General features: G+C 74.9%; 16 protein-coding genes. 8 read left to right on the plus strand and 8 right to left on the minus strand.

What is annotated here, in order from left to right; translation table 11 throughout:
* Window positions 1-160 precede the first annotated feature (160 nt).
* Together ACLQ20_RS15825 and ACLQ20_RS15830 are read left to right on the plus strand one after the other, a co-directional pair.
* On the plus strand, window positions 161-1,312 hold the full coding sequence (locus ACLQ20_RS15825; protein WP_425856144.1) for a cysteine desulfurase family protein: 1,152 nt from the start codon (window positions 161-163) through the stop codon (window positions 1,310-1,312).
* Window positions 1,309-1,542 (plus strand): sulfurtransferase TusA family protein, encoded by a 234-nt coding sequence (locus tag ACLQ20_RS15830; RefSeq protein ID WP_151456658.1) that lies wholly within the window; start codon window positions 1,309-1,311, stop codon window positions 1,540-1,542. Before ACLQ20_RS15825 ends, ACLQ20_RS15830 begins: the two co-directional genes overlap by 4 nt.
* Window positions 1,543-1,662: 120 nt before the next feature.
* Here ACLQ20_RS15830 and ACLQ20_RS15835 read toward each other — a convergent pair whose 3' ends face one another.
* From ACLQ20_RS15835 to ACLQ20_RS15845, 3 genes are all read right to left on the minus strand, one after another.
* A complete protein-coding gene (locus ACLQ20_RS15835; RefSeq protein WP_151456659.1) occupies window positions 1,663-2,640 on the minus strand; it encodes a carbohydrate kinase family protein in 978 nt (325 codons plus the stop codon).
* 170 nt (window positions 2,641-2,810) lie between these two features.
* Window positions 2,811-3,179, minus strand: coding sequence for an iron-sulfur cluster insertion protein ErpA (erpA, locus tag ACLQ20_RS15840; protein WP_091104634.1), 369 nt, complete (start codon window positions 3,177-3,179; stop codon window positions 2,811-2,813).
* A 163-nt stretch (window positions 3,180-3,342) separates the two neighbouring features.
* Entirely contained in the window at window positions 3,343-4,482 is a 1,140-nt protein-coding gene (locus ACLQ20_RS15845; protein ID WP_151456664.1) for a glycerate kinase family protein, read from the minus strand.
* A gap of 68 nt (window positions 4,483-4,550) precedes the next feature.
* On the opposite strand from ACLQ20_RS15845, the gene nadA reads away from it, so the two are divergent.
* The 3 genes from nadA to ACLQ20_RS15860 all read left to right on the plus strand — a co-directional run bounded on the left by nadA (window position 4,551) and on the right by ACLQ20_RS15860 (window position 8,000).
* Window positions 4,551-5,750, plus strand: a complete 1,200-nt coding sequence (gene nadA / locus ACLQ20_RS15850; protein WP_425856147.1) for a quinolinate synthase NadA — start codon at window positions 4,551-4,553, stop codon at window positions 5,748-5,750.
* Between the two features lie 212 nt (window positions 5,751-5,962).
* Window positions 5,963-7,318 carry a UDP-N-acetylglucosamine 1-carboxyvinyltransferase gene (murA, locus tag ACLQ20_RS15855; protein WP_151456661.1) on the plus strand — a complete coding sequence of 452 codons (1,356 nt, stop codon included), beginning with the start codon at window positions 5,963-5,965 and terminating at the stop codon, window positions 7,316-7,318.
* 73 nt (window positions 7,319-7,391) lie between these two features.
* A complete protein-coding gene (locus ACLQ20_RS15860) occupies window positions 7,392-8,000 on the plus strand; it encodes a DUF3043 domain-containing protein (protein WP_151456662.1) in 609 nt (202 codons plus the stop codon).
* An 81-nt stretch (window positions 8,001-8,081) separates the two neighbouring features.
* Here the strand turns inward: ACLQ20_RS15860 and ACLQ20_RS15865 are convergent, their stop codons facing one another.
* Genes ACLQ20_RS15865 through ACLQ20_RS15875 form a run of 3 tightly spaced genes read right to left on the minus strand, consistent with a single transcriptional unit; the run spans window position 8,082 to window position 10,700 of the window.
* Complete coding sequence (locus ACLQ20_RS15865; protein ID WP_425856149.1) at window positions 8,082-9,044, minus strand: ABC transporter ATP-binding protein; 963 nt, start codon at window positions 9,042-9,044, stop codon at window positions 8,082-8,084.
* On the minus strand, window positions 9,041-9,856 hold the full coding sequence (locus ACLQ20_RS15870) for an ABC transporter permease (RefSeq protein WP_225852421.1): 816 nt from the start codon (window positions 9,854-9,856) through the stop codon (window positions 9,041-9,043). Before ACLQ20_RS15870 ends, ACLQ20_RS15865 begins: the two co-directional genes overlap by 4 nt.
* On the minus strand, window positions 9,849-10,700 hold the full coding sequence (locus ACLQ20_RS15875; RefSeq protein ID WP_151456663.1) for an ABC transporter permease: 852 nt from the start codon (window positions 10,698-10,700) through the stop codon (window positions 9,849-9,851). The genes ACLQ20_RS15870 and ACLQ20_RS15875 overlap by 8 nt, the downstream gene beginning before the upstream one ends.
* A 4,600-nt stretch (window positions 10,701-15,300) precedes the next feature.
* On the opposite strand from ACLQ20_RS15875, the gene ACLQ20_RS15880 reads away from it, so the two are divergent.
* Both ACLQ20_RS15880 and ACLQ20_RS15885 read left to right on the plus strand, forming a co-directional pair.
* On the plus strand, window positions 15,301-17,439 hold the full coding sequence (locus ACLQ20_RS15880; protein WP_425856431.1) for a WG repeat-containing protein: 2,139 nt from the start codon (window positions 15,301-15,303) through the stop codon (window positions 17,437-17,439).
* A 58-nt stretch (window positions 17,440-17,497) separates the two neighbouring features.
* Window positions 17,498-18,496 (plus strand): aldo/keto reductase family protein, encoded by a 999-nt coding sequence (locus tag ACLQ20_RS15885; RefSeq protein WP_151456673.1) that lies wholly within the window; start codon window positions 17,498-17,500, stop codon window positions 18,494-18,496.
* A 68-nt stretch (window positions 18,497-18,564) separates the two neighbouring features.
* Here ACLQ20_RS15885 and ACLQ20_RS15890 read toward each other — a convergent pair whose 3' ends face one another.
* Entirely contained in the window at window positions 18,565-19,362 is a 798-nt protein-coding gene (locus tag ACLQ20_RS15890; RefSeq protein ID WP_151456672.1) for a site-2 protease family protein, read from the minus strand.
* Window positions 19,362-19,562 carry a hypothetical protein gene (locus ACLQ20_RS15895; RefSeq protein WP_151456671.1) on the minus strand — a complete coding sequence of 67 codons (201 nt, stop codon included), beginning with the start codon at window positions 19,560-19,562 and terminating at the stop codon, window positions 19,362-19,364. Before ACLQ20_RS15895 ends, ACLQ20_RS15890 begins: the two co-directional genes overlap by 1 nt.
* A gap of 190 nt (window positions 19,563-19,752) precedes the next feature.
* On the opposite strand from ACLQ20_RS15895, the gene ACLQ20_RS15900 reads away from it, so the two are divergent.
* Window positions 19,753-19,953, plus strand: a complete 201-nt coding sequence (locus tag ACLQ20_RS15900) for a hypothetical protein (RefSeq protein ID WP_121400450.1) — start codon at window positions 19,753-19,755, stop codon at window positions 19,951-19,953.
* Window positions 19,954-20,066: the final 113 nt, after the last annotated feature.

A 20,066-nucleotide genomic window follows, 5' to 3' on the forward strand; every position in this document is an offset into this window, starting at 1 on the left:
GTCTTGTCCCTGCCCTCCGCCTGCGGAGCGACAGCACCAGCGGCAAAGGCGTCACCGACGGTCGCAGATTACTCGACCATGACGGGCTGGACCGTGTTGGGGTCGCTGTCGGCCCCCATCGGGGGGATCTTGGGCATACCGGCGCGATACGTTGGCTCGCGTGAGCGCATCCCCGGTCTACCTGGACGCGGCCACCGCCGCGCCGCTGCATCCGGTCGCCCGACAGGCGCTGCTGGCCGCCCTCGACGACGGCTGGGCCGACCCCGGCCGGCTCTACACGCAGGCCCGCCGCGCCCGTCAACTCCTCGACGCCGCCCGCGAGGCCTGCGCGCAGACGCTCGGCGTCCGCGCCGACGAGCTGTCCTTCACCCCCAGCGGTACGACGGCCGCGCACTCCGCCGTGCTGGGGGGCCTGACCGGCCGGCGTCGGGTGGGCGCCGGCCTGGTGCACTCCGCGATCGAGCACTCGGCGGTGCTGCACGCCACCGAGAAGCACGTCGCGGCGGGCGGCACGGCCACGTCCGTACCGGTGGACCGGCTCGGCCGGCTCGACCTGGACCGCTGGGCGGCGGCGGTCCGGGCGCCGGGGGTGGCGCTGGCCGCGCTGATCGCCGCCAGCCACGAGGTCGGCACGCTCCAGCCGGTGGCCGGGGCCGCGCGGGAGTGCGCCGAGGCCGGGGTGCCGCTGTGCGTGGACGCCGCCCAGGTGGTGGGCCGGGCCCCGGTGCCGGCGGGCTGGTCGATGCTGACCGCCAGCGCGCACAAGTGGGGCGGGCCGCCCGGGGTGGGGTTGCTGGTCGTGCGCAAGGGCACCCGCTGGGAGTCGCCCTGGCCGGCCGACGAGCGGGAGGCCGGGCGTACGCCGGGCACGCTCAACCTGCCGGCGGTGGTGGCGGCGGCGGCGAGCCTGCGCGCGGCGGCGGCCGACGCGGCGGCCGAGGCGGCCCGGCTGGCGCCGCTGGTGGCCCGGATCCGGGACCGGGTGGCGGCCGATGTGCCCGACGTGGAGGTGGTGGGTGACCCCGACCACCGCCTGCCGCACCTGGTGACCTTCTCCTGCCTCTACGTCGACGGCGAGGCCCTGCTGCACGCGCTCGACCGGCGCGGGTTCGCCGTCTCCTCGGGCTCCTCGTGCACGTCGTCGACGCTGCGGCCGTCGCACGTGCTGGAGGCGATGGGGGTGCTCTCGCACGGCAACGTCCGGGTCTCGCTCCACCGGGAGACGACGGAGGCCGACATCGAGAGGTTCCTCACCGAACTGCCCGGTGTCGTGGCGCGACTGCGCGCCGAGGCCGGGGTGGTGGGGCTGTGACGGCGCCGGCGGAGATCCTCGACTGCCGCGGTCAGCGCTGCCCGCTGCCGGTGATCGCGGCGGCCCGGCGGCTGCCCGAGCTGCCCGTCGGCACGGTGGTGCGGGTGCTCGCCGACGACCCGGCCGCGGCGGTGGACATCCCGGCCTGGTGCCGGATGCGCGGCCACGAGTTCCTCGGCACGGTCACCGGCCCGGACGGCCCCGCCTTCGACGTCCGCCGCCGCCACTGACCCGGGTGGCGTAGGGGCCCGACCCGCACCACGCCGCCGTTCCCGCCGATGCCGGCGGCCGCCGGGGGTGTTCCTCACCACTCCCGGCGGCCCGGCGACGCGACCAGCGCCGGTGTCACGTCACGGCACGAGGTGCGGGCGGACGTCCTCGGCGGCGACGTCGCCGTACGACTCGGCCAGGCGCTTGACGAACAGGTCGCGGCGGACCTCGTACTCCTGGGTGCCGACGGTCTCCAGCACCAGCGTGGCGAGCAGGGAGCCGACCTGGGCAGCCCGCTCCAGCCCGAGCCCCCACGAGAGGGCGGTGAAGAAGCCGGCCCGGAAGCCGTCGCCGACACCGGTCGGGTCGACCGCCTGGGTCTCCCGCGCGATCGGCACGTGGATCGGGTCGAAGTCCCGCCCGGCGATCTCCACCCCGTCCTTGCCCAGCGTCGTGACCCGCACCTTGACCCGGTCGAGCAGCTGCGCGTCGGTCAGCCCGGCCTTGCTCTGCAGCAGCGACTTCTCGTAGTCGTTGGTCATCAGGTACTCGGCGCCCTCGATCAGCCCGACGACGTCCTCGCCGTCCATGCGGGCGAGCTGCTGGGACGGGTCGGCGGCGAACCGGTAGCCGCGCTCCCGGCACTCGGCGGAGTGCCGCAGCATCGCCTCCGGGTCGTTCGCGCCGACCAGGACCAGGTCCAGCCCGTCGAGGCGGCGGGCCACCGGCGCCAGCTCGATGTTGCGCGCCTCGCTCATCGCCCCGGCGTAGAACGAGGCGATCTGGCACATGTCGGTGTCCGTGGTGCAGACGAACCGGGCGGTGTGCGCCACCTCGCTGATGTGCACCGAGTCGCAGTCGACGCCGTGCCGCTCCAGCCAGGAGCGGTAGTCGGCGAAGTCCGCGCCGACCGCGCCGACCAGGACCGGGCGCAGGCCGAGCTGCCCCATGCCGAAGGCGATGTTGGCCGCCACCCCACCACGCCGCAGCACCAGGTCGTCCACCAGGAAGGAGAGCGAGACCTTGTGCAACTGGTCGGCGATGAACTGGTCGGCGAAGCGACCGGGGAAGCTCATCAGATGGTCGGTGGCGATCGAGCCGGTCACGGCGATCTTCATGTCAACCCTCGGGGTCGGGAGCAGGGCGCCGGTCAGCCTACCGGCCCGGCCCCCTCAGGATGACCGGTCGGTCGGCCCCGGGTCATCTTCCCGACGGCTCGTTTCCGACCGGAAGACGACGGCGGGGCCGCCCCGGAGGACGGCCCCGCCGTGGTCAGCGGAGGTCTGGCTCAGCTGAACGAGTCACCGCAGGCGCAGGAGTTGCCCGCGTTGGGGTTGTCGATGGTGAAGCCCTGGGCGTCGATCCGGTCGGCGAAGTCGATGGTGGCGCCGGCCAGGTAGGGGGCGCTCATCCGGTCGACGACGACCTCGACACCGTCGAAGTCGGTGACGACGTCACCGTCGAGCGACCGCTCGTCGAAGAAGAGCTGGTACCGCAGGCCGGAGCAGCCACCCGGCTGCACGGCGACCCGGAGCCGCAGGTCGTCGCGGCCCTCCTGCTCGATCAGGGCCTTGACCTTCTGCGCCGCGACGTCGGTGAGGACGACGGACGTGGGGGCCTTGGCCTCGGTCGACTCGGTCTGCGCTGGCGTGGTCACGTGAAATCTCCCTGCGCGGTTGGGTCCGGACGCACTGGCCAACATCTCCTGTCGCCCAGCCATTCCCGGTGTGGTCCAGATCCGATGGTACGCCGCCACGGCCGGCCCCACCCGTCCGGCGTGACCAGGGCCGCCGCCCGGAGCGCCTCCGCACCGGCCGTGGTCAGCGGCTCCACTGCCGGGCGAGCCGGGTGCCGAGCGCCCGCAGCCCCTCGGCCGGGCGCTCCATCGCGGCGGCCAGCCCGCCGCGTTCCTCGCCCCCGAAGTGCTCCACCAGGCTGTACGCGTCGGTCACCCCGGCCGCCCCGGCCTCCCGCCGCCCGGTGCTCACCCGGCCCGCGACCACCACGCAGGGCACGCCCCGGTCCCGGGCGGCGCCGGCCACCCCGGCCACCACCTTGCCGCGCAGCGACTGGTGGTCGAACGAGCCCTCCCCGGTGATCACCAGGTCGACCTCGTCGAGGGTGACGTCCAGCCCGATCGCCCGGGTGACCAGGCCGATGCCCGACTCGCAGTGCCCGCCCAGCGCCAGGACGGCCGCGCCCAGCCCGCCGGCCGCGCCGCCGCCGGGCAGCGCGCCCAGCCGTTCGGGGCAGCCGGGCAGGTCCCGCTCCAGCACGGCGGCGAAACGCTCCAGCGCGGCGTCGAGCAGCAGCACGTCGGCCCGGTCGGCGCCCTTCTGCGGGCCGAACACGTTGCTGGCCCCGTGCAGCCCGAGCAGCGGGTTGTCCACGTCGGTGGCGGCCACCAGGCGGGCGTCGCGCAGCCGGGGCGCGCCGTCGAGGGCGTCCGCCGCGCCGAGCGCGCCCCCGCCGTACGGCAGTGCCTGGCCGGTGGCGTCCAGCGGGGTCACGCCGAGCGCGGTGAGCATGCCCGCGCCGCCGTCGTTGGTGCCGGAGCCGCCCAGCCCGATCACGACCGTCCGGGCCCCGGCCTCCAGGGCGGCGGCAACCAGCACCCCCAGCCCGTACGAGGAGGTGGTCTTCGGGTCCCGCTCGGCCGCGTCGAGCAGGTGCAGCCCGCACGCCTGGGCGCTCTCCAGCCAGGCGGTCGCACCGCCGTCGGTGAGCAGGATCTCACCGGTCGTCGGGCGGCCCAGCGGGTCGACGGTCGGCACCGGAATCCGGCGTCCGCCGAGGGCGTCGGAGAGCACGTCGATGAAGCCCGGCCCACCGTCCGACAGGGGCCGCACGAGCAGGTCGTCGCCGGGGGCGACCTCCCGCCAGCCGGTGGCCACGGCATCGGCGACCTGCGGGGCCGGCAGGGTGCCGGCGAACTTGTCCGGACAGAGCAGCACGCGCATGTCGAGCAGTGTGGCAGCACACACCGCTGGAGGCTGCGCCGAGGCCGCACTGTGGGACCATGGGGCACGTGACTTCGACCTGGGTGGAACCCTCCAACACCGCGACGGCACTGCTGCTGCTCGGCCGGGGCAGCGACCCCGCCACGGAGCGCGGCGTCGAGTGTCCGGGTGACCTGCCGGCGCCCAGCGACCCGGACCTGGTGGCCCGGGCGACGGCGGCGAAGGCGGCGCTGGGCAGCAAGGTCTTCGTGCTGGGGCACCACTACCAGCGCGACGAGGTGATCCAGTTCGCCGACGTGACCGGTGACTCGTTCAAGCTGGCCCGCGAGGCGGCGGCCCGGCCCGACGCGGAGTACATCGTCTTCTGCGGCGTGCACTTCATGGCCGAGAGCGCCGACATCCTCACCTCGGACGCGCAGAAGGTCATCCTGCCCGACCTGGCCGCCGGCTGCTCGATGGCGGACATGGCGGTGCTGTCGCAGGTCGAGACCGCCTGGGACGTGCTCACCGAACTGGGCATCGCGGCGGAGACCGTCCCGGTGACGTACATGAACTCCTCGGCGGACATCAAGGGCTTCGTCGGCCGCAACGGCGGCGTGGTCTGCACCTCGTCGAACGCGAAGCGGGCGCTGGAGTGGGCGTACGAGCAGGGGTCGAAGGTCTTCTTCTTCCCCGACCAGCACCTGGGTCGCAACACGGCGGTGCTGGAGATGGGCTTCTCGCTGGACGACTGCGTCCTCTACGACCCGCACAAGCCCAACGGCGGGCTCACCCCGCAGCAGCTGCGTGACGCGCGGATGATCCTGTGGCGCGGGCACTGCTCGGTGCACGGCCGCTTCACGCTGGACAGCGTCGACGACGTGCGGGAGCGGGTGCCGGGGGTGAACGTGCTGGTCCACCCGGAGTGCCGGCACGAGGTGGTCACCGCCGCCGACTTCGTCGGTTCGACGGAATACATCATCAAGGCCATCGAGGCGGCCCCGGCCGGCTCGGCCTGGGCGGTCGGCACCGAACTGAACCTGGTCCGCCGGCTCGCGCTGGCCCACCCGGACAAGCAGATCATGTTCCTGGACAAGGCCGTCTGCTACTGCTCGACCATGAACCGGATCGACCTGCCCCACCTGGTCTGGGCGCTGGAGGAGCTGGTCGCCGGCCGGCTGGTCAACCAGATCACCGTCGACCCGGACACCGCGCACCACGCCCGGGTGGCGCTGGAGAAGATGCTGGCCCTGCCCGGGGCCGACACCCCGCCGCCCGCAGCGGGCTGATCACCCTCCGTAGCCGTATTGGCACGGAAAAGGGTCCGATCACCGATAAGTACCCTCAGGGACGATGTGACCGGGTCCATGATCGTCACCGAGGGCTATGCTGCCGGTGCGACGACTCACGCGGGCCGTTTCGACATGGCCGCATTCCGGGTAGCGATGACAATCGTGTGCCCCACCATCAACACGGCAGCACCGACGCGCTGGAGGTTGCGTTGACCGACGACGTCCTGGTCGTACACGGAGGTACCCCGCTCGAAGGGCGGATCCGCGTGCGCGGCGCGAAGAACCTGGTCTCGAAGGCAATGGTCGCCGCCCTGCTGGGTGACAGCCCGAGCCGGCTGTACGACGTACCGAAGATCCGCGACGTCGAGGTGGTCCGGGGCCTGCTCGGCCTGCACGGGGTCAAGGTCACCGACGGCGGGGAGGACGGCGAGCTCGTCTTCGACCCGGCGAACGTGGAGAGCGCCAGCACGGACCAGATCAACGTGCACGCGGGCTCCAGCCGGATCCCGATCCTCTTCTGCGGGCCGCTGCTGCACCGCCTCGGCCACGCCTTCATCCCCGACCTGGGGGGCTGCCACATCGGGCCGCGCCCGATCGACTTCCACCTCCAGGCGCTGCGGGAGTTCGGTGCGACGGTCGAGAAGACCCCGGAAGGGCTGCACCTGTCGGCGCCGAACGGGCTGCACGGCACCAAGTTCGCCCTGCCGTACCCGAGCGTCGGCGCGACCGAGCAGGTGCTGCTGACGGCCGTGATGGCCGAGGGCGTCACCGAGCTGCGCAACGCCGCGGTGGAGCCGGAGATCATCGACCTGATCTGCATCCTGCAGAAGATGGGCGCGATCATCAAGGTGCACACCGACCGGGTCATCGAGATCCAGGGTGTGCCGAAGCTGCACGGCTACACGCACCGGCCGATCCCGGACCGGATCGAGGCGGCGAGCTGGGCGGCAGCGGCGCTGGCCACCCGCGGCCACGTCGAGGTGCTCGGCGCGCAGCAGGCCGACATGATGACCTTCCTGAACATCTTCCGCTCCGTCGGCGGCGAGTACGAGGTCACCGACGCCCGGCCGCCGAAGCTGGGCGACCCGGGCCAGGAGGGCGGGATCCGGTTCTGGCACCCGGGCGGCGAGCTGCACGCCGTGGCGCTGGAGACCGACGTGCACCCGGGCTTCATGACCGACTGGCAGCAGCCGCTGGTGGTGGCGCTCACCCAGGCCCGGGGCCTGTCCATCGTCCACGAGACGGTCTACGAGCAGCGGCTGGGCTACACCGAGGCGCTCAACTCGATGGGCGCCAACATCCAGGTCTACCGGGACTGCCTGGGCGGCACGCCGTGCCGCTTCGGCCGGCGCAACTTCAAGCACTCGGCCGTGATCGCGGGGCCGAGCAAGCTGCACGCCGCCGACCTGGTCATCCCCGACCTGCGGGCCGGTTTCAGCCACCTGATCGCCGCGCTGGCCGCCGAGGGCACCTCCCGGGTCTACGGCGTGGACCTGATCAACCGGGGCTACGAGGACTTCGAGGCGAAGCTGGCCGACCTGGGCGCGCACGTCGAGCGCCCGTAACGTCGACCACTCCCGTACGCGCCCGGTGCACCGCGATGTGCACCGGGCGCCGTCGTTTGGCTACCCTTTCCGCGTGCCCTCGCTGTTTCGCCGCAAGTCCTCCGACCTCGTCGACGAGGCCGTCACCCCGGTGACCCCCGACGAGGAGTCCACGCTTGCCCAGCCCCGGGGCTACACCCCGAGCAAGAAGGAGCTGGGCAAGGCCACCCCGAAGCGGCCCACCGCCGGCCGTCGGCCGGCCGCGGCCACCAAGCCGTTGACCAAGGAGGAGCAGCGGGAGCGCAAGCGCCAGCTGCGCGCCGAGGCGGCGGAGGAGTTCCGTCGTGAGGGCGGCCCCCGCGACCGCGGCCCGGAGCGGCTGCTGGCCCGCAACGTGGTCGACTCCCGGCGTACGGTCGGCACCTGGTTCTTCGGTGGGGCGCTGATCGTGCTGATCGGCTCGAACGCCGCGATGCCGCCGGTCGTCCGCCTGGTCTCCAACATCCTCTGGGGCGCGCTCGCCCTGGGTGTGGTGGTCGACTCGCTCCTGATCTCCCGGAAGATCCGCAAGCTGGTCGGGGAGCGTTTCCCGAACACCGGGCAGCGGATGGGCTCGCTCTACCTCTACGCCATCATGCGGTCGATCACGTTCCGCCGGATGCGCGCCCCCGCGCCCCGGGTAAACATCGGCGACCCGGTCTGAGCCTGCCGCACCGATGGCCCCTACCGCAGCGCGGTAGGGGCCATCGCCGTCACGGCCCCGGCGGCTGGCCTCGCGGCGGCGTCAGCGACTCCGGTAGAGCCGGGCCACCACGTCCTCGATGTCCGGCTCGACGAGCGAGACGTCCCGCAGCGCGCCCAGCCCGGCCAGGGCCGCCACCACCTCGGCCACCCCCGCCGACTCCAACGCGAAGACCAGCCGGTGCCCGTCGGCCTCCTGCCGTTGCAGCGGCGCGCCGGGCAGCACCGGCGGCTCGGCCAGCGGTGCGTCCAGGTCGGCGACGAGCAGCCGGCGCGACCCGTACCGCTCGTGCAGCGCGGCGATCGACCCGTCGTGCACCACCCGCCCGTGGTCGACCACCACCAGGCGCCGGCAGAGCCGCTCGATGTCGGCCAGGTCGTGCGTGGTGAGCACCAGCGTCGTGTCCCCGGCCCGGCCCAGCTCGCCGAGGAAGCCGCGGACCGCCTGCTTGCTGACCACGTCGAGGCCGATGGTGGGCTCGTCGAGGAAGAGCACCTCCGGGCCGTGCAGCAGCGCGGCGGTCAGCTCGCCGCGCATGCGCTGCCCGAGGGAGAGCTGCCTTACCGGGGTGTCCAGGAACGGATCCAGGTCGAGCAGGCTCCGGCAGCGGCGCAGCCGGGCGGCGTGCGCGGCGGCCGGCACTCGGTAGACGTGCCGCAGCAGCGCGAACGAGTCGCCCAGCGGCAGGTCCCACCAGAGCTGCGAGCGCTGGCCGAAGACCACGCCGACGCGCAGCGCGAGCCGGGTCCGCTCGGCCACCGGGCGCAGGCCGCACACGCGTACCTCGCCGGCGGAAGGCGTCAGCACGCCCGTGAACATCTTGAGCGTCGTCGACTTGCCGGCACCGTTGGGCCCGATGTAGCCGAGCATCTCGCCCCGGGCCACCCGCAGGTCGATCCCGTCCACGGCGGTGACCCGCCGCTTCTCCCGCCGCAGCCGGCCGGTGCGCACCCGGACGGTGAACTCCTTGCGCAGCCCGTCGACCACGATCACGTCGTCGCTCACGACCCCGTACTCCGGTAGTGGCGGACCCCGGTGCGCCAGGCCGCCGCCGCACCGACGGCCGCGACCAGCGCGACGGCCGGCGCGGTGAAGCCCACCCACGCCGGCAGGCCGAGCGGGTCGGCGCGGCCGAGCAGCGCCAGCGCCGGGTGGTAGCTGACGAAGGCGAAGCCCAGGCCGTACGCGAACACCGCGCGGAACCAGCCCTCGAAGACGGTGACCGGGTACGAGGCGAAGTCCCGCCCGCCGTAGGTGACCGAGTTGGCCAGCTCACCCGAGTCGACCCACCAGAACGAGACGGTGGCGGTGGCCACGAAGACCGACCCGAAGAAGACCACCCCGGCCAGCGGGGCGAGGACCACCAGCAGCGCCCGCGCCGGGGTCCACTCGACGCCGGCGGAGCCGACCGCGACGACCAGCACGGCGATCCCGAAGACCGCCCGGGACACCTTGCGCAGCGGCAGGTCCATCAGCAGCAGCTGGGGCAGGGCGCCGAGCGGGCGGACCAGCACGGCGTCGAAGAGCCCGGTGCGCACGTACCGGGGCAGCCGCTCGATGTTGCCCACCAGCAGGTCGGCGACGGCGAACGCGCACGTCGAGAGGCCGACGACCACCAGCGTCTCGCGCAGCGTGAAGCCGCCCAGCTCCCGGGTGACCCCGAAGATCACCAGCACGGTCAGCACGTCGAAGACGGTGGACCCGACGTTGCCGACCACGTCGATGACGAACGAGGTCCGGTACGCCGTCTGCGCGCGTGCCTGCGCGCCGAGCAGCGCCCGGTACGCGGCCAGCGCCCCGCCCGACGCCTCAGCCACCCTGCACCACCAGGCGGCGTTCCGCGCGCCGCTGCACCAGCCGGCAGGCGGCCAGAATCAGCACCGCCCAGGCGAGCTGGAGGCCGACCAGCCCGACCTGCGTGCCGGTCGGGTCCCGCTCGACCAGCACGTCGAGCGGGGTCTGGAGCAGGCTCGGGAAGGGGGTGCCCAGCCACAGCACGAGCTGGAGCCACTCCGGCAGGAAGCGCAGTGGGAAGTAGAGCCCGGCGAGCACGCCCGACGCGAGGGTCCAGAGGATCACCGGCCCTCGGACGTCCTGCAACCAGTACGCGGTCGCGTTGACCAGGAACCGGCAGCCGAAGCAGAGGACCACGGCGACGACGGCGGAGAACGCGAAGATCGGCAGGGTGGCCCAGCGGCGGGGCACGTGGACCTCGAAGAAGAGCGGCCCGACTAGCACCGGCGGCAGGAACCGGACCAGCGCGGCGTGGCCGGCGCGACCCAGGTCGGCGGCGAGATGGCTGGTCACGGGGTGCACCGGCCGCAGCAGGTCGCTGGCGACGTCGCCGGTGCGGATCCGGTCGGCCAGCTCGGTCCAGCCCCAGAGCAGGACGACCGCCAGCAGGCCCTGGCCCACCCAGACGAAGGTGGCGAGCTGCCCCCGGTCGTACCCGGCCACCGTGCCGGCCGCGCCGACCGCCGCGAGCAGGACGTAGCACCGCAGGAAGCCGAAGACCGTATTGGTCACGACGCCCGCCACCGATGCCTGCCGGTACGTGGCGTAACGTCGGAAGCCTGATCCGGTTATAGCCTTAAATGTCCGGAACCATAGGATAACGTTTGGGGTGGTGGGCGGTGCCACAGTGGCGGTGAGCGAGCCCACGCCGCTACCCTCCTTCCGCAGCCACGCCGTACCGGAGGGGCGACTCTACCGGCACGTGGAGCGCCCAGCGCGACAATTTCCAACGAGGTGACATCGCCGTGAGCGAGCGGACGCGGGCCGGCCACCGGGGCGCCGCCGTGAGCGGACGGACGCCAGCCGGGCACCCGGGCGCGCCCGCTCCCCGGCGGCTGGCACCGGGCGTTCCGCCTACCCTCCGTGGCGACAGGGCAACCGGATGAGCCGCTACTACGACCACTGGCACGACTCCGCCGAACCGGCCTGGATGATCGAGCCCACCACCGAGTGGCACCCGCAGTTCCCCGGCCAGCGCTACGCGGGCGACATCGGCGTCGAACACGCGCCGGCCGCGCCCCGGGGCCGCTCGGCCGTGGGCCGGGCCGAGGTGCCCCCGCTCGCACCCACCCGGCCGGACGGGACCTACATCGGCCGGTCGTGGGACGACCTGCCCGACGGGCGGCCCGGTCGGCAGGACGCGTGGCACGGCCAACCGGACGGCCCCGACGCGCGTCGGTACGGCGGCGAGTCGTACCGCCGCCCGCCCGCCGAGCCGCGCCGGCCGGACGACCGGCAGTGGCCGCCCCGACAGGAGCCGCCACACCGCAACGACCGGGGTCAGTTCGACGCCCCCGGCCGGCCCGTCGACTCCCCCCGACAGCGCGACCACGCCGGTCCCGACCGCTACGACAGCCGCACCCCCCGGTACGAGCCGGCCGGGCGGGACCGTCCCGTCTCCCCCGCCGGCCGGCCCGAGCCGGGCTGGCTCCCGGAGCCCGACGAGGACGCGCCGCCCCGCCGCCCCACGGCGTACGAGCGCCCGGACGCCGGCTACGACCGCCGGCCGGACCCGGGCCACGACCACCGCCCCGGGCGCGTTCACGACCGTCCCGCCGCGTCCGGCCACGACCGCCGAGCGGAGACCGTCCACGACCGCCAGGCGGACGCTGACGGGCGCCGCTACCAGTGGGCGGCCCCGGCCCCGGAGCCCCGCCCCTCCGACGGCCAGCGGGAGCGTCCGGTCGACGGCCAGCGGGAGCGTCCGGTCGACGGCCAGCGGGAGCGTCCTTCCGACGGCCAGCATGACCGTCTTTCCGACGGCCAGCATGACCGTCTTTCCGACGGCCAGCATGACCGTCTTTCCGACGGCCAGCGTGAGCGTCCTTTTGATGGGCAGCGGGAGCGTCCTTTCGATGGGCAGCGGGAGCGTCCTTCCGATGGGCAATGGGGGCGTTCGGCTGCCCCGCAGCCGGAGCGCTCGGCCGACTCGCAGTGGGACCGCGGCCCCGGCGGGCGGGGCCGCGAGGCCGGCGTACCCGCCGACGGGTGGCCACGCCCCGACCGGGCTCCCGCCGGCCAGCAGGCGCCTCCGGACAGCCAGCGGCGGCAGCAGGAGCCGGACGAGCGATGGCGGGCGCACGAGGCGGCGCGCGCCGAGACGTACCCGGAGCGGGGGCCGCGCGGGGTCGCCCGGCCCGACGCCCCTCGGGAGGCCGAGGCGTACCGGGGACACCCGCGGCAGGACGGCGGCCTGCCCTGGCCACCGCCCGGCCCCCTGCGGCCCGGCTCCGACCGGGACGCGGCGCGGCGCGCCGAACCCCGCCCCGAGCACCGGCGACCGGCCGACCGCCCCCAGGACGCCGCGACCCCGCCGCTCCCGCCCGGGTACGACCAACGGCCGCAATCCCCCACCTACGGTGCCCCGACGACGTCCGGGGCGCCGGCTCCCGGACCGGCGGGCTTCCGGGCCCCGGCCGGGGACGTTCCGCCGCCGGGCCGCCCCGTCTCCCCCGCGCCGGCCCGCGACCTGCCACGCTCCGACCGGCCCGACCCGACCGCGCCGGTCCACGGTCGGCCGGTGTCGCCCGCCGGCCCTCTGTCCGGGCCTGTCTCGCCTGCCGGCCCGGTCTCACCCGCCGGGCCCCTCTCCGGCCGGACGTCGCCAGCGGGTCCCGCCCCGGCCCCGGTCTCGCCGGCGGATCCCGCCTCGGCCCCGGTCTCGCCGGCAGGCCCGAGCGTCAACCGCCCGGTATCGCCGGCAGGCCCGGATGTCCGCCAACCGGTATCGCCGGCGGGCCCGGACGTCCGCCAACCGGTATCGCCGGCAGGCCCAACCGTCCGCCAACCGGTATCGCCGGCAGGCCCGGACGTCCGCCAACCGGTATCGCCGGCAGGCCCAACCGTCCGCCACCCGGTATCGCCGGCAGGCCCGGACGTCCGCCAACCGGTATCGCCGGCGGGCCCAACCGTCGGCCGCCCGGTATCGCCGGCGGGCCCGGTGGACCAGGTGGTCGGGCGGCCGGTGCCGCCAGCGGGTCCGGCCACCGGCCACACGCCCCGCCCGGCCCCGGAGGACGACGCCACGCCGATCTCGGCGCCTCCCGCCGCCCGACTGCGCCTGGAGTTCCTGCCGGCACCGGAGGCGACCGCCAGCAGGGTGTCCGGTCCGGCCCCGGAGACGACCGCCGACGCGACCCGGCAGGCGACAGCCAGCGCGGTGCCCGGTCCGGCCCCGGAGACGACCGCCGACGCGGCCGGTCCGGCCCGCCAGTCGACCGCCAGCACGGTCCCCGGTCCGGCCCCGGCACACCCAGGACCGGCCCGGCCGGACGCACCGACGCCGCACCCGGGCACCGGGCACGGCGAAGCCCGGTCCGTGGCCCAGCCCCCGGCCCCCACGCCGTCGGGGCAGCCGTCCGCCACCCGTCCGAGCGCACCGCACCGCTCGCCGGAAGCCCCGGCAGCCGCAGGCACGGCCAGGCAGGACGTCCCGGCACCGCAGGCGCCCATCGCGCCCGACAGGCCCAGGCGGTACGTCCCGCCACCGCCGAGCGACCCGCCCACACCGGCCGCCCCGCCGCCTCCCCAGGCGCCCACCTCGAGCGGACCGGACGCCTGGTTCCGACCGTCCCGGCCCGCGGCACCTGCCCCGGTCACGCCGGACGGGTCTCGGCCCGCCGGCCAGGCTGCCTCTCCCCCGACCACCACGCCTCCCCCGACCACCACGCCGCCCCTGGGCGGCACGGCGACTCCGAGCGGCACGGCGACTCCGAGCGGCACGCCGGCGCAGAGCGGCGCGGCGGCGCAGAGCGGCGTGTCGACTCCGAGCAGCACGGCCGCATCGAGTGGCGCGGCGGCACCCAGCCAGGCGCCGGACCCGAGTGGTACGACGGCTGCAAACGGCACGGCGGCCCCGAGGGATACGGCGGCTGCAAACGGCACGGCGGCTGCAAGCGGCGTGTCGACTCCCCACAGCACGCCGGGCGTAGACGCCGTGCCGAACCGTGGCCTCGACGGGTCGGTACCGAATCCGCCCGACGGCGGTGCCGCCTCGCCCGAACCTGCCACCTCGTCGTCGGCGAGATCCACGTCACCGTCTCACGACCACCCCGAACCGCCGACCGAGCCGGCGGAATCGGCCCCGGTCCTGCCGGCCATCCCAACGGTGTCCGGCCCACGGGTCGTACCGGCCACAGCGCCGGCACCGCCCGCGTCCTCCCTTTCCGAGCAGGCGTCTGGTCCGCCCGCTGGGCTGGCACCGCCCGCGCCCACCCTTGCCGAGCCGGTACACGTTTCGCCCGCTGTGCCGGCGCCTTCCGCACCCGACCCGGTGTCCGCTCCGCCCGCCGCCCCGGCCCCAACGCCTGCCCCGACGTCCCCTGCGCCTGCCGTCCCGGCGCCGCCGACCGTCCAGGAACCGACGCTGGCGGACCTGCCGCCGGTCGCCGTCCCGCCGGAGCAGCCAGTCACCGCAGCGCCCGCGCCGCCCGCGCCCGCACCGCCCATCCCCGCACCGTCCGCACCGCCCATCCCCGCGCCGCCCGTGCCTGCACCGTCCACGTCGCCCGTCACCGCACCGTCCACGCCGCCGGCGCAGGCCAACTCCGCAGCGCCCGTCTCCGCGCCTCCCGGGCAGGCCAACTCCGCGTCGCCCACGCCACGCCCGGTCTTCGCAACTCCTACCCGGCCCGTGTCGGCACCACCGTCCGGCCCGCAGGTTGCGGCGCCGGTCGTACGGCCGATGCCGGAAGCACCGACGGCGGCAGCAGCCCAGGCACAGCCGGCCGGGCCCGATGCCGTCACGGCGAATGGAACCGCCCCGCAGACAGCGGCACAGTACGAAGCAGCGCCGCCGCCCTACCCGAGCGCGGCGGGCACGGACACATCGGCCCCGCGCATGGACGGGCACGCCACCACTCCCACGCTCGAATCGGTCGAGCGGGTGCCGAACGACCCGGCTGCGCCCACCGGTGGAACACCATGGTTGTCACCGAAGGCTTTTGACACCCGTGGTGTTCCACCCACCGCGGCCGATCCGCGTCCCGTGTCCGCTCCGCCCGTCGGCGCTGCGACATCGGTGTCCACACTGCCGGTCTCCCCCGTCGCCGGCCCTCCGGCCGAGCCGGCGGAGGTGTCCCGGGCCGGTTCTGTCGTCGGGGCGACGGCCGAGACGAACGAGTCGGTCCCGGCCGCACCGGCCCCGCGCCCTGTCTCCGCGCCACCGGCCCAGCAGGTTTCCGCGCCACCGGCCCAGCCCATCGACGCGCCAGCGGCCCAGCAGGTCTTCCCGTCGCCAGCCCGGCTCATCGACTCGCCAGCGGCCGAGCAGGTCTCCGCGCCACCGGCCCCGCGTCCTGTCTCCGCTCCGCCGGCCCAGCCCATCGCCGCGCCGCCGGTACCGCCTGTTTCCGGGCCGCCCGTCGCGTCGGATGCGTACGTGCCTGCGCGGGACGCGTCCGCCACTGCCGCGCCACAGGCCGACGCGGTGTCGGCCCCGCCGGGCGAGCCTGTCTCCGCTCCGCCCGCCGCGTCGGCGCCGCCCCCGCCCATCGTCCCTGGCGCGTTGTCGCAGGCACCGCAACCTGTCTCCGCACCCGCCGCAGACCTCGTGCCGGCCCGGCCCGTTTCCGCGCCGCCGACGGCCTCGGCACCGCCCACGGACGCCTCGCCGGTACCGCCCCCCTCCGAGCCGTCGGCGCAGCCGGTGTCCGCGCCGCCTGCCGCCACGCCGCCCGCCGCCACGCCCCCCATCGCCACCCCGCCCGCCGCCACGCCGCCCGGCGGGCAGGTGCCATCGACGAGCGCGGAACGGACCTCCGCGTCCCGCACCGCCGAGCCAGCCATCGCCGCAACGAACACCACCGAACCCCACGCCGTCGGAGCCAGCGCCGCCGAACCACGGACCACCGAACCGGGCACCACCGAACCACGGACCACCCAACCGGGCACCACCGAACCACGGACCACCCAACCGAGCGCCACCGAACCACGGACCACCCAACCGAGCGCCACCGAGCCACAGACCACCGGACCAAACACGGCCGGACCACGGGCCGACGGACCACGGGACGCCGGAGTGGGCAGCAGCGGACCGCGGGCCGCCGGGATGCCCGTCGGGTCGCGGGACGCCGGGCACCAGAGCGCGGCGCAGGGCGATCCGGAGCAGGTGCTGGCGAGCTACCGGTGGCGGCTCGATCCGGCCACCCTGCGGGAGGTCGTGGAGGAGCCGGACGAGTTCCGGACGATCCGGCGGCGGCTGACCGAGAAGCTGGGCGCGGCCGTGGACAACAAGTCGCGCGCCCGGCTGCTCAGTCTGCGGGCGGTGGTGTCCCGGATTCTCGGCGAACTGGACGACGCCCTGGCGGACGGTCGGCTCGCGCTCACCTACGCCGAGGCCACCGGGGAGCTGCGGCGTACGGCGGTGGCTCAGGCTCGGCTGGCGCACGTGTTGCGCTGGCGCGGCGAGTTCGTCGAGGCCGACCGGCTCTTCGCCGAGGCGAACTCCACGGAGTTGCCACAGCGGCTGCGCGCGGTGCTGCACGAGCACGCCGGGCGGTCCTGCTACGACCAGGGTCGGCTGATGGAGGCCTGTCACCACTTCGAGCGGGCCCTGGACCTGCGTGGCACCGAGGACCCCGAGTTGCAGGCCCGGATCCGGCTGAGCCTGGACGCGGTGGCGGAGCGGGTCGCGGAGACGGGCTTCGGGCCGTACCCGCGCAGCCGCGAGGAGGTGCTGGAGCGTGACCGGCCCCCGATGCCGGCCCGCGACGGCGACCTGTGGGGTTTCTCCGACCCGGACGGCGACCTGGTCATCGCGGCCGGGTACGCGGAGGCGCAGCCGTTCCGCGACGGGCTGGCCTGGGTGCGGCGCCCCGAGACCGAGCGGTGGTCGCTCATCGACCGTACCGGCGCCACGGTGCTCGAACCGTCGTACCCGGTGGTCCGCTCGTTCTCCGACGGGCTGGCCTGGGTGTCCGACGGCGGCGACGCCGGCTGGGTGGCGATCGACGCCACCGGCGAGGTGGTCGTGCCGCACGGCTTCGCGGACGTACGCCCGTTCCAACGCGGCGTGGCCGTGGTCCGCCGCGACGGCTGGGGCGCGGTCGACCGCAACGGCCGGATCGTGGTGCCCACCCGGCACCACGGGTTCGCCACCGTCCTGGCCGACGGCCGGTACGTCGACGGCTTCACCGAGGAGGGGCTGGCCGTGGTGGAGGTGGCCGGCCGGCGCGGCGTGGTGAACCGGGCCGGGAAGGTGCTGGTGGCGCCCAGCTATCCGGCGCTGGTCGTCCACCCGGTCGCGTTCCTGGTCGGCGACGGCACGGGCCGCTGGGGCGCGCTCGACCGGCGGGGCGAGCTGCTCATCGAGCCGGTGCACCGCGACCGCGACGAGGTCGTCGCCGAGATCGAGCGGCTGCTCGTCGACACCAGCCCCGTGCTCTGAGCGACAGGGTGGCCCGCCACGAGGGGTGGGCATGATCGGAACGGGCTAGGGTCGACTCATGGAATTCCGTCACCTGGGCCGTTCCGGCCTGATGGTCAGCGAGATCTCGTACGGCAACTGGATCACCCACGGCTCGCAGGTCGAGGAGGACGCGGCGTTCGCCTGCGTCCGGGCCGCCCTGGACGCCGGCATCACCACCTTCGACACGGCCGACGTGTACGCGGGCACCCGCGCCGAGGACGTGCTGGGCCGCGCGCTGGAGGGCGAGCGGCGCGAGGGGCTGGAGATCTTCACCAAGGTGTACTGGCCCACCGGGCCGGGCCGCAACGACCGGGGCCTGTCCCGCAAGCACATCATGGAGTCGATCAACGGCTCGCTGCGCCGGCTGCGCACCGACTACGTGGACCTCTACCAGGCCCACCGGTACGACCACAGCACGCCGCTGGAGGAGACGATGGAGGCGTTCGCCGACGTCGTGCACTCCGGCAAGGCGCTCTACATCGGCGTCTCCGAGTGGAAGGCGTCGGAGATCCGCGCGGCCCACCAGCTCGCCCGTGAGCTGCACATCCCGCTGGTCTCCAACCAGCCGCAGTACTCGATGCTCTGGCGGGTCATCGAGTCCGAGGTCGTCCCCACCAGCGAGGAGCTGGGCATCGGGCAGATCGTCTGGTCGCCGATCGCGCAGGGCGTGCTCTCGGGCAAGTACCTGCCGGGCCAGCCGCCGCCGGCCGGCTCCCGGGCCACCGACGAGAAGTCAGGCGCGGGCTTCATCTCCCGGTTCATGACCGACGAGGTCCTGAACCGGGTGCAGCGGCTCAAGCCGCTGGCCGAGCAGGCCGGACTGAGCATGGCGCAGCTCGCCGTCGCCTGGGTGTTGCAGAACCCGAACGTCTCCTCGGCGATCGTCGGCGCCTCCCGCCCGGAGCAGGTGCACGACAACGTCAAGGCGGCCGGCGTGAAGCTCGACGCCGAGCTGCTCAAGGCGATCGACGAGATCGTCGACCCGATCGTCGAGCGCGACCCGGCCCGCACGGAGTCTCCCGCCGAGCGCCCGTGACGCGTCCCGGCCCGGGCCGGCCCGCACCACGGGCCGCCCGGGCCGGACCGTGCCGGCGGGGGCGCGGGTCAGCCCTGCCAGAAGCGGATCAGGTCCAGGCCGAGGGCGTAGAGCCACGGGGGCAGGCCGAGGAAGTCGCCGACGGCGAAGACCGCGTCGAAGAACCAGCCGCCGATCCGCGGGTTCCACAGCAGCGCGAACAGCAGGATGAAGCCGAACGGGGCGAACAGGTCGTACATCCTGCGCCACTGCGGGTTCAGCCACGGCTGGATCATGTTGCCGCCGTCCAGGCCGGGCACCGGGAGCAGGTTGAGCACGCTCGCGGTGAGCTGGAGGAACGCCAGCAGCGCCACGGCCGCCCAGAACTCGACCGGCCCGCCGCCGGCCGCCCCGAGGCGTACGGCGAGCACCAGCACCAGCGTGAACAGCACGTTGGTGGCCGGGCCCGCCAGGCTGACCAGGGTGTGCCGCAGCCGTCCCGGGATGGCGTGCCGGTCCACCCACACCGCCCCGCCGGGCAGGCCGATGCCGCCGAGCAGCACGACCACCACGGGCAGCCCGATCGACAGCAGCGGGTGGCTGTACTTCAGCGGGTTGAGCGTCAGGTAGCCCCGGTGGGCGACGCTGCGGTCGCCGGCCCGGTAGGCGACGACGGCGTGGGCGTACTCGTGCAGGCAGAGCGAGACCAGCCAGCCGGACACGACGAAGAGGAACACGTCGAGCCGGACGTTGCCGAACCCGTTCCAGGTGAGCACCCCGCTGGTCACGAAGAGCGCGACCAGGGCGAGGAAGACGGGGCTGGGCCGGAACGCCGCCCGGGGCACGCCGAGCACCAACGGCTCGCCCCCCGGGCGGTCGCCGGCCATCACTCCGCCGGAGGCAGCAGGCTCATGCGGTAGTCCACCCGGTCGTCCTCCACGAGTGTGACCGAGGTGACGCCGGACGCCGCGAGCTCCCGCCAGGCCTGACCGATCCAGGACTCGGCGTCCGCCTGGCTGCTGAACGACTCCGCCGGCCCCTCGACCGACTCACCGTTCGCGCCCTCGTACCGCCAGCTCCACGCCATGCCGCGTCTCCCCTCGCCGCTGATGTCCCGTGGGACGAACCCCCGCCAGCGTAGTCGGCCGGGCGCGGGGCGGCCCGACATCCGTACGCCGGGCGGGCGGCGCAGGGTTCCCCGGCCCCTGTCCGGGTATGGGCCTCCTGACGCGCGACGGGGCGGTCGCCGACCGCCGACGGGCCTGGAGGAGGCGACGATGGACGAACCGCTGCACGACAAGGACACCGAGGCGCTGCGGGCGATGGCGGTGCGCGGCGGCATCGTGGGGGCCGCGCACATGGAACGGGAGGACCTGCTGGACGCCCTCGTCGCCCGCCCCGGGGAGGGCGCCTGGCAGGAGGACCCGAAGCCGGCGGCGGTCAACCCCAACGACTTCCAGTACCAGACACCCCGGTAGTCCGTCGCCGCCCCGCCGGGCGGCCAGCCCCGCTCCGCCGCCCCGCCGGGCGGCCAGCCCCGCTCCGCCGCCCCGCCGGGCGGCCAGCCCCGCTCCGCCGCCCCGCCGGGCGG

The sequence above is a fragment of the Micromonospora sp. DT46 genome (genome assembly GCF_049841735.1).
GTDB lineage: Bacteria > Actinomycetota > Actinomycetes > Mycobacteriales > Micromonosporaceae > Micromonospora > Micromonospora reichwaldensis.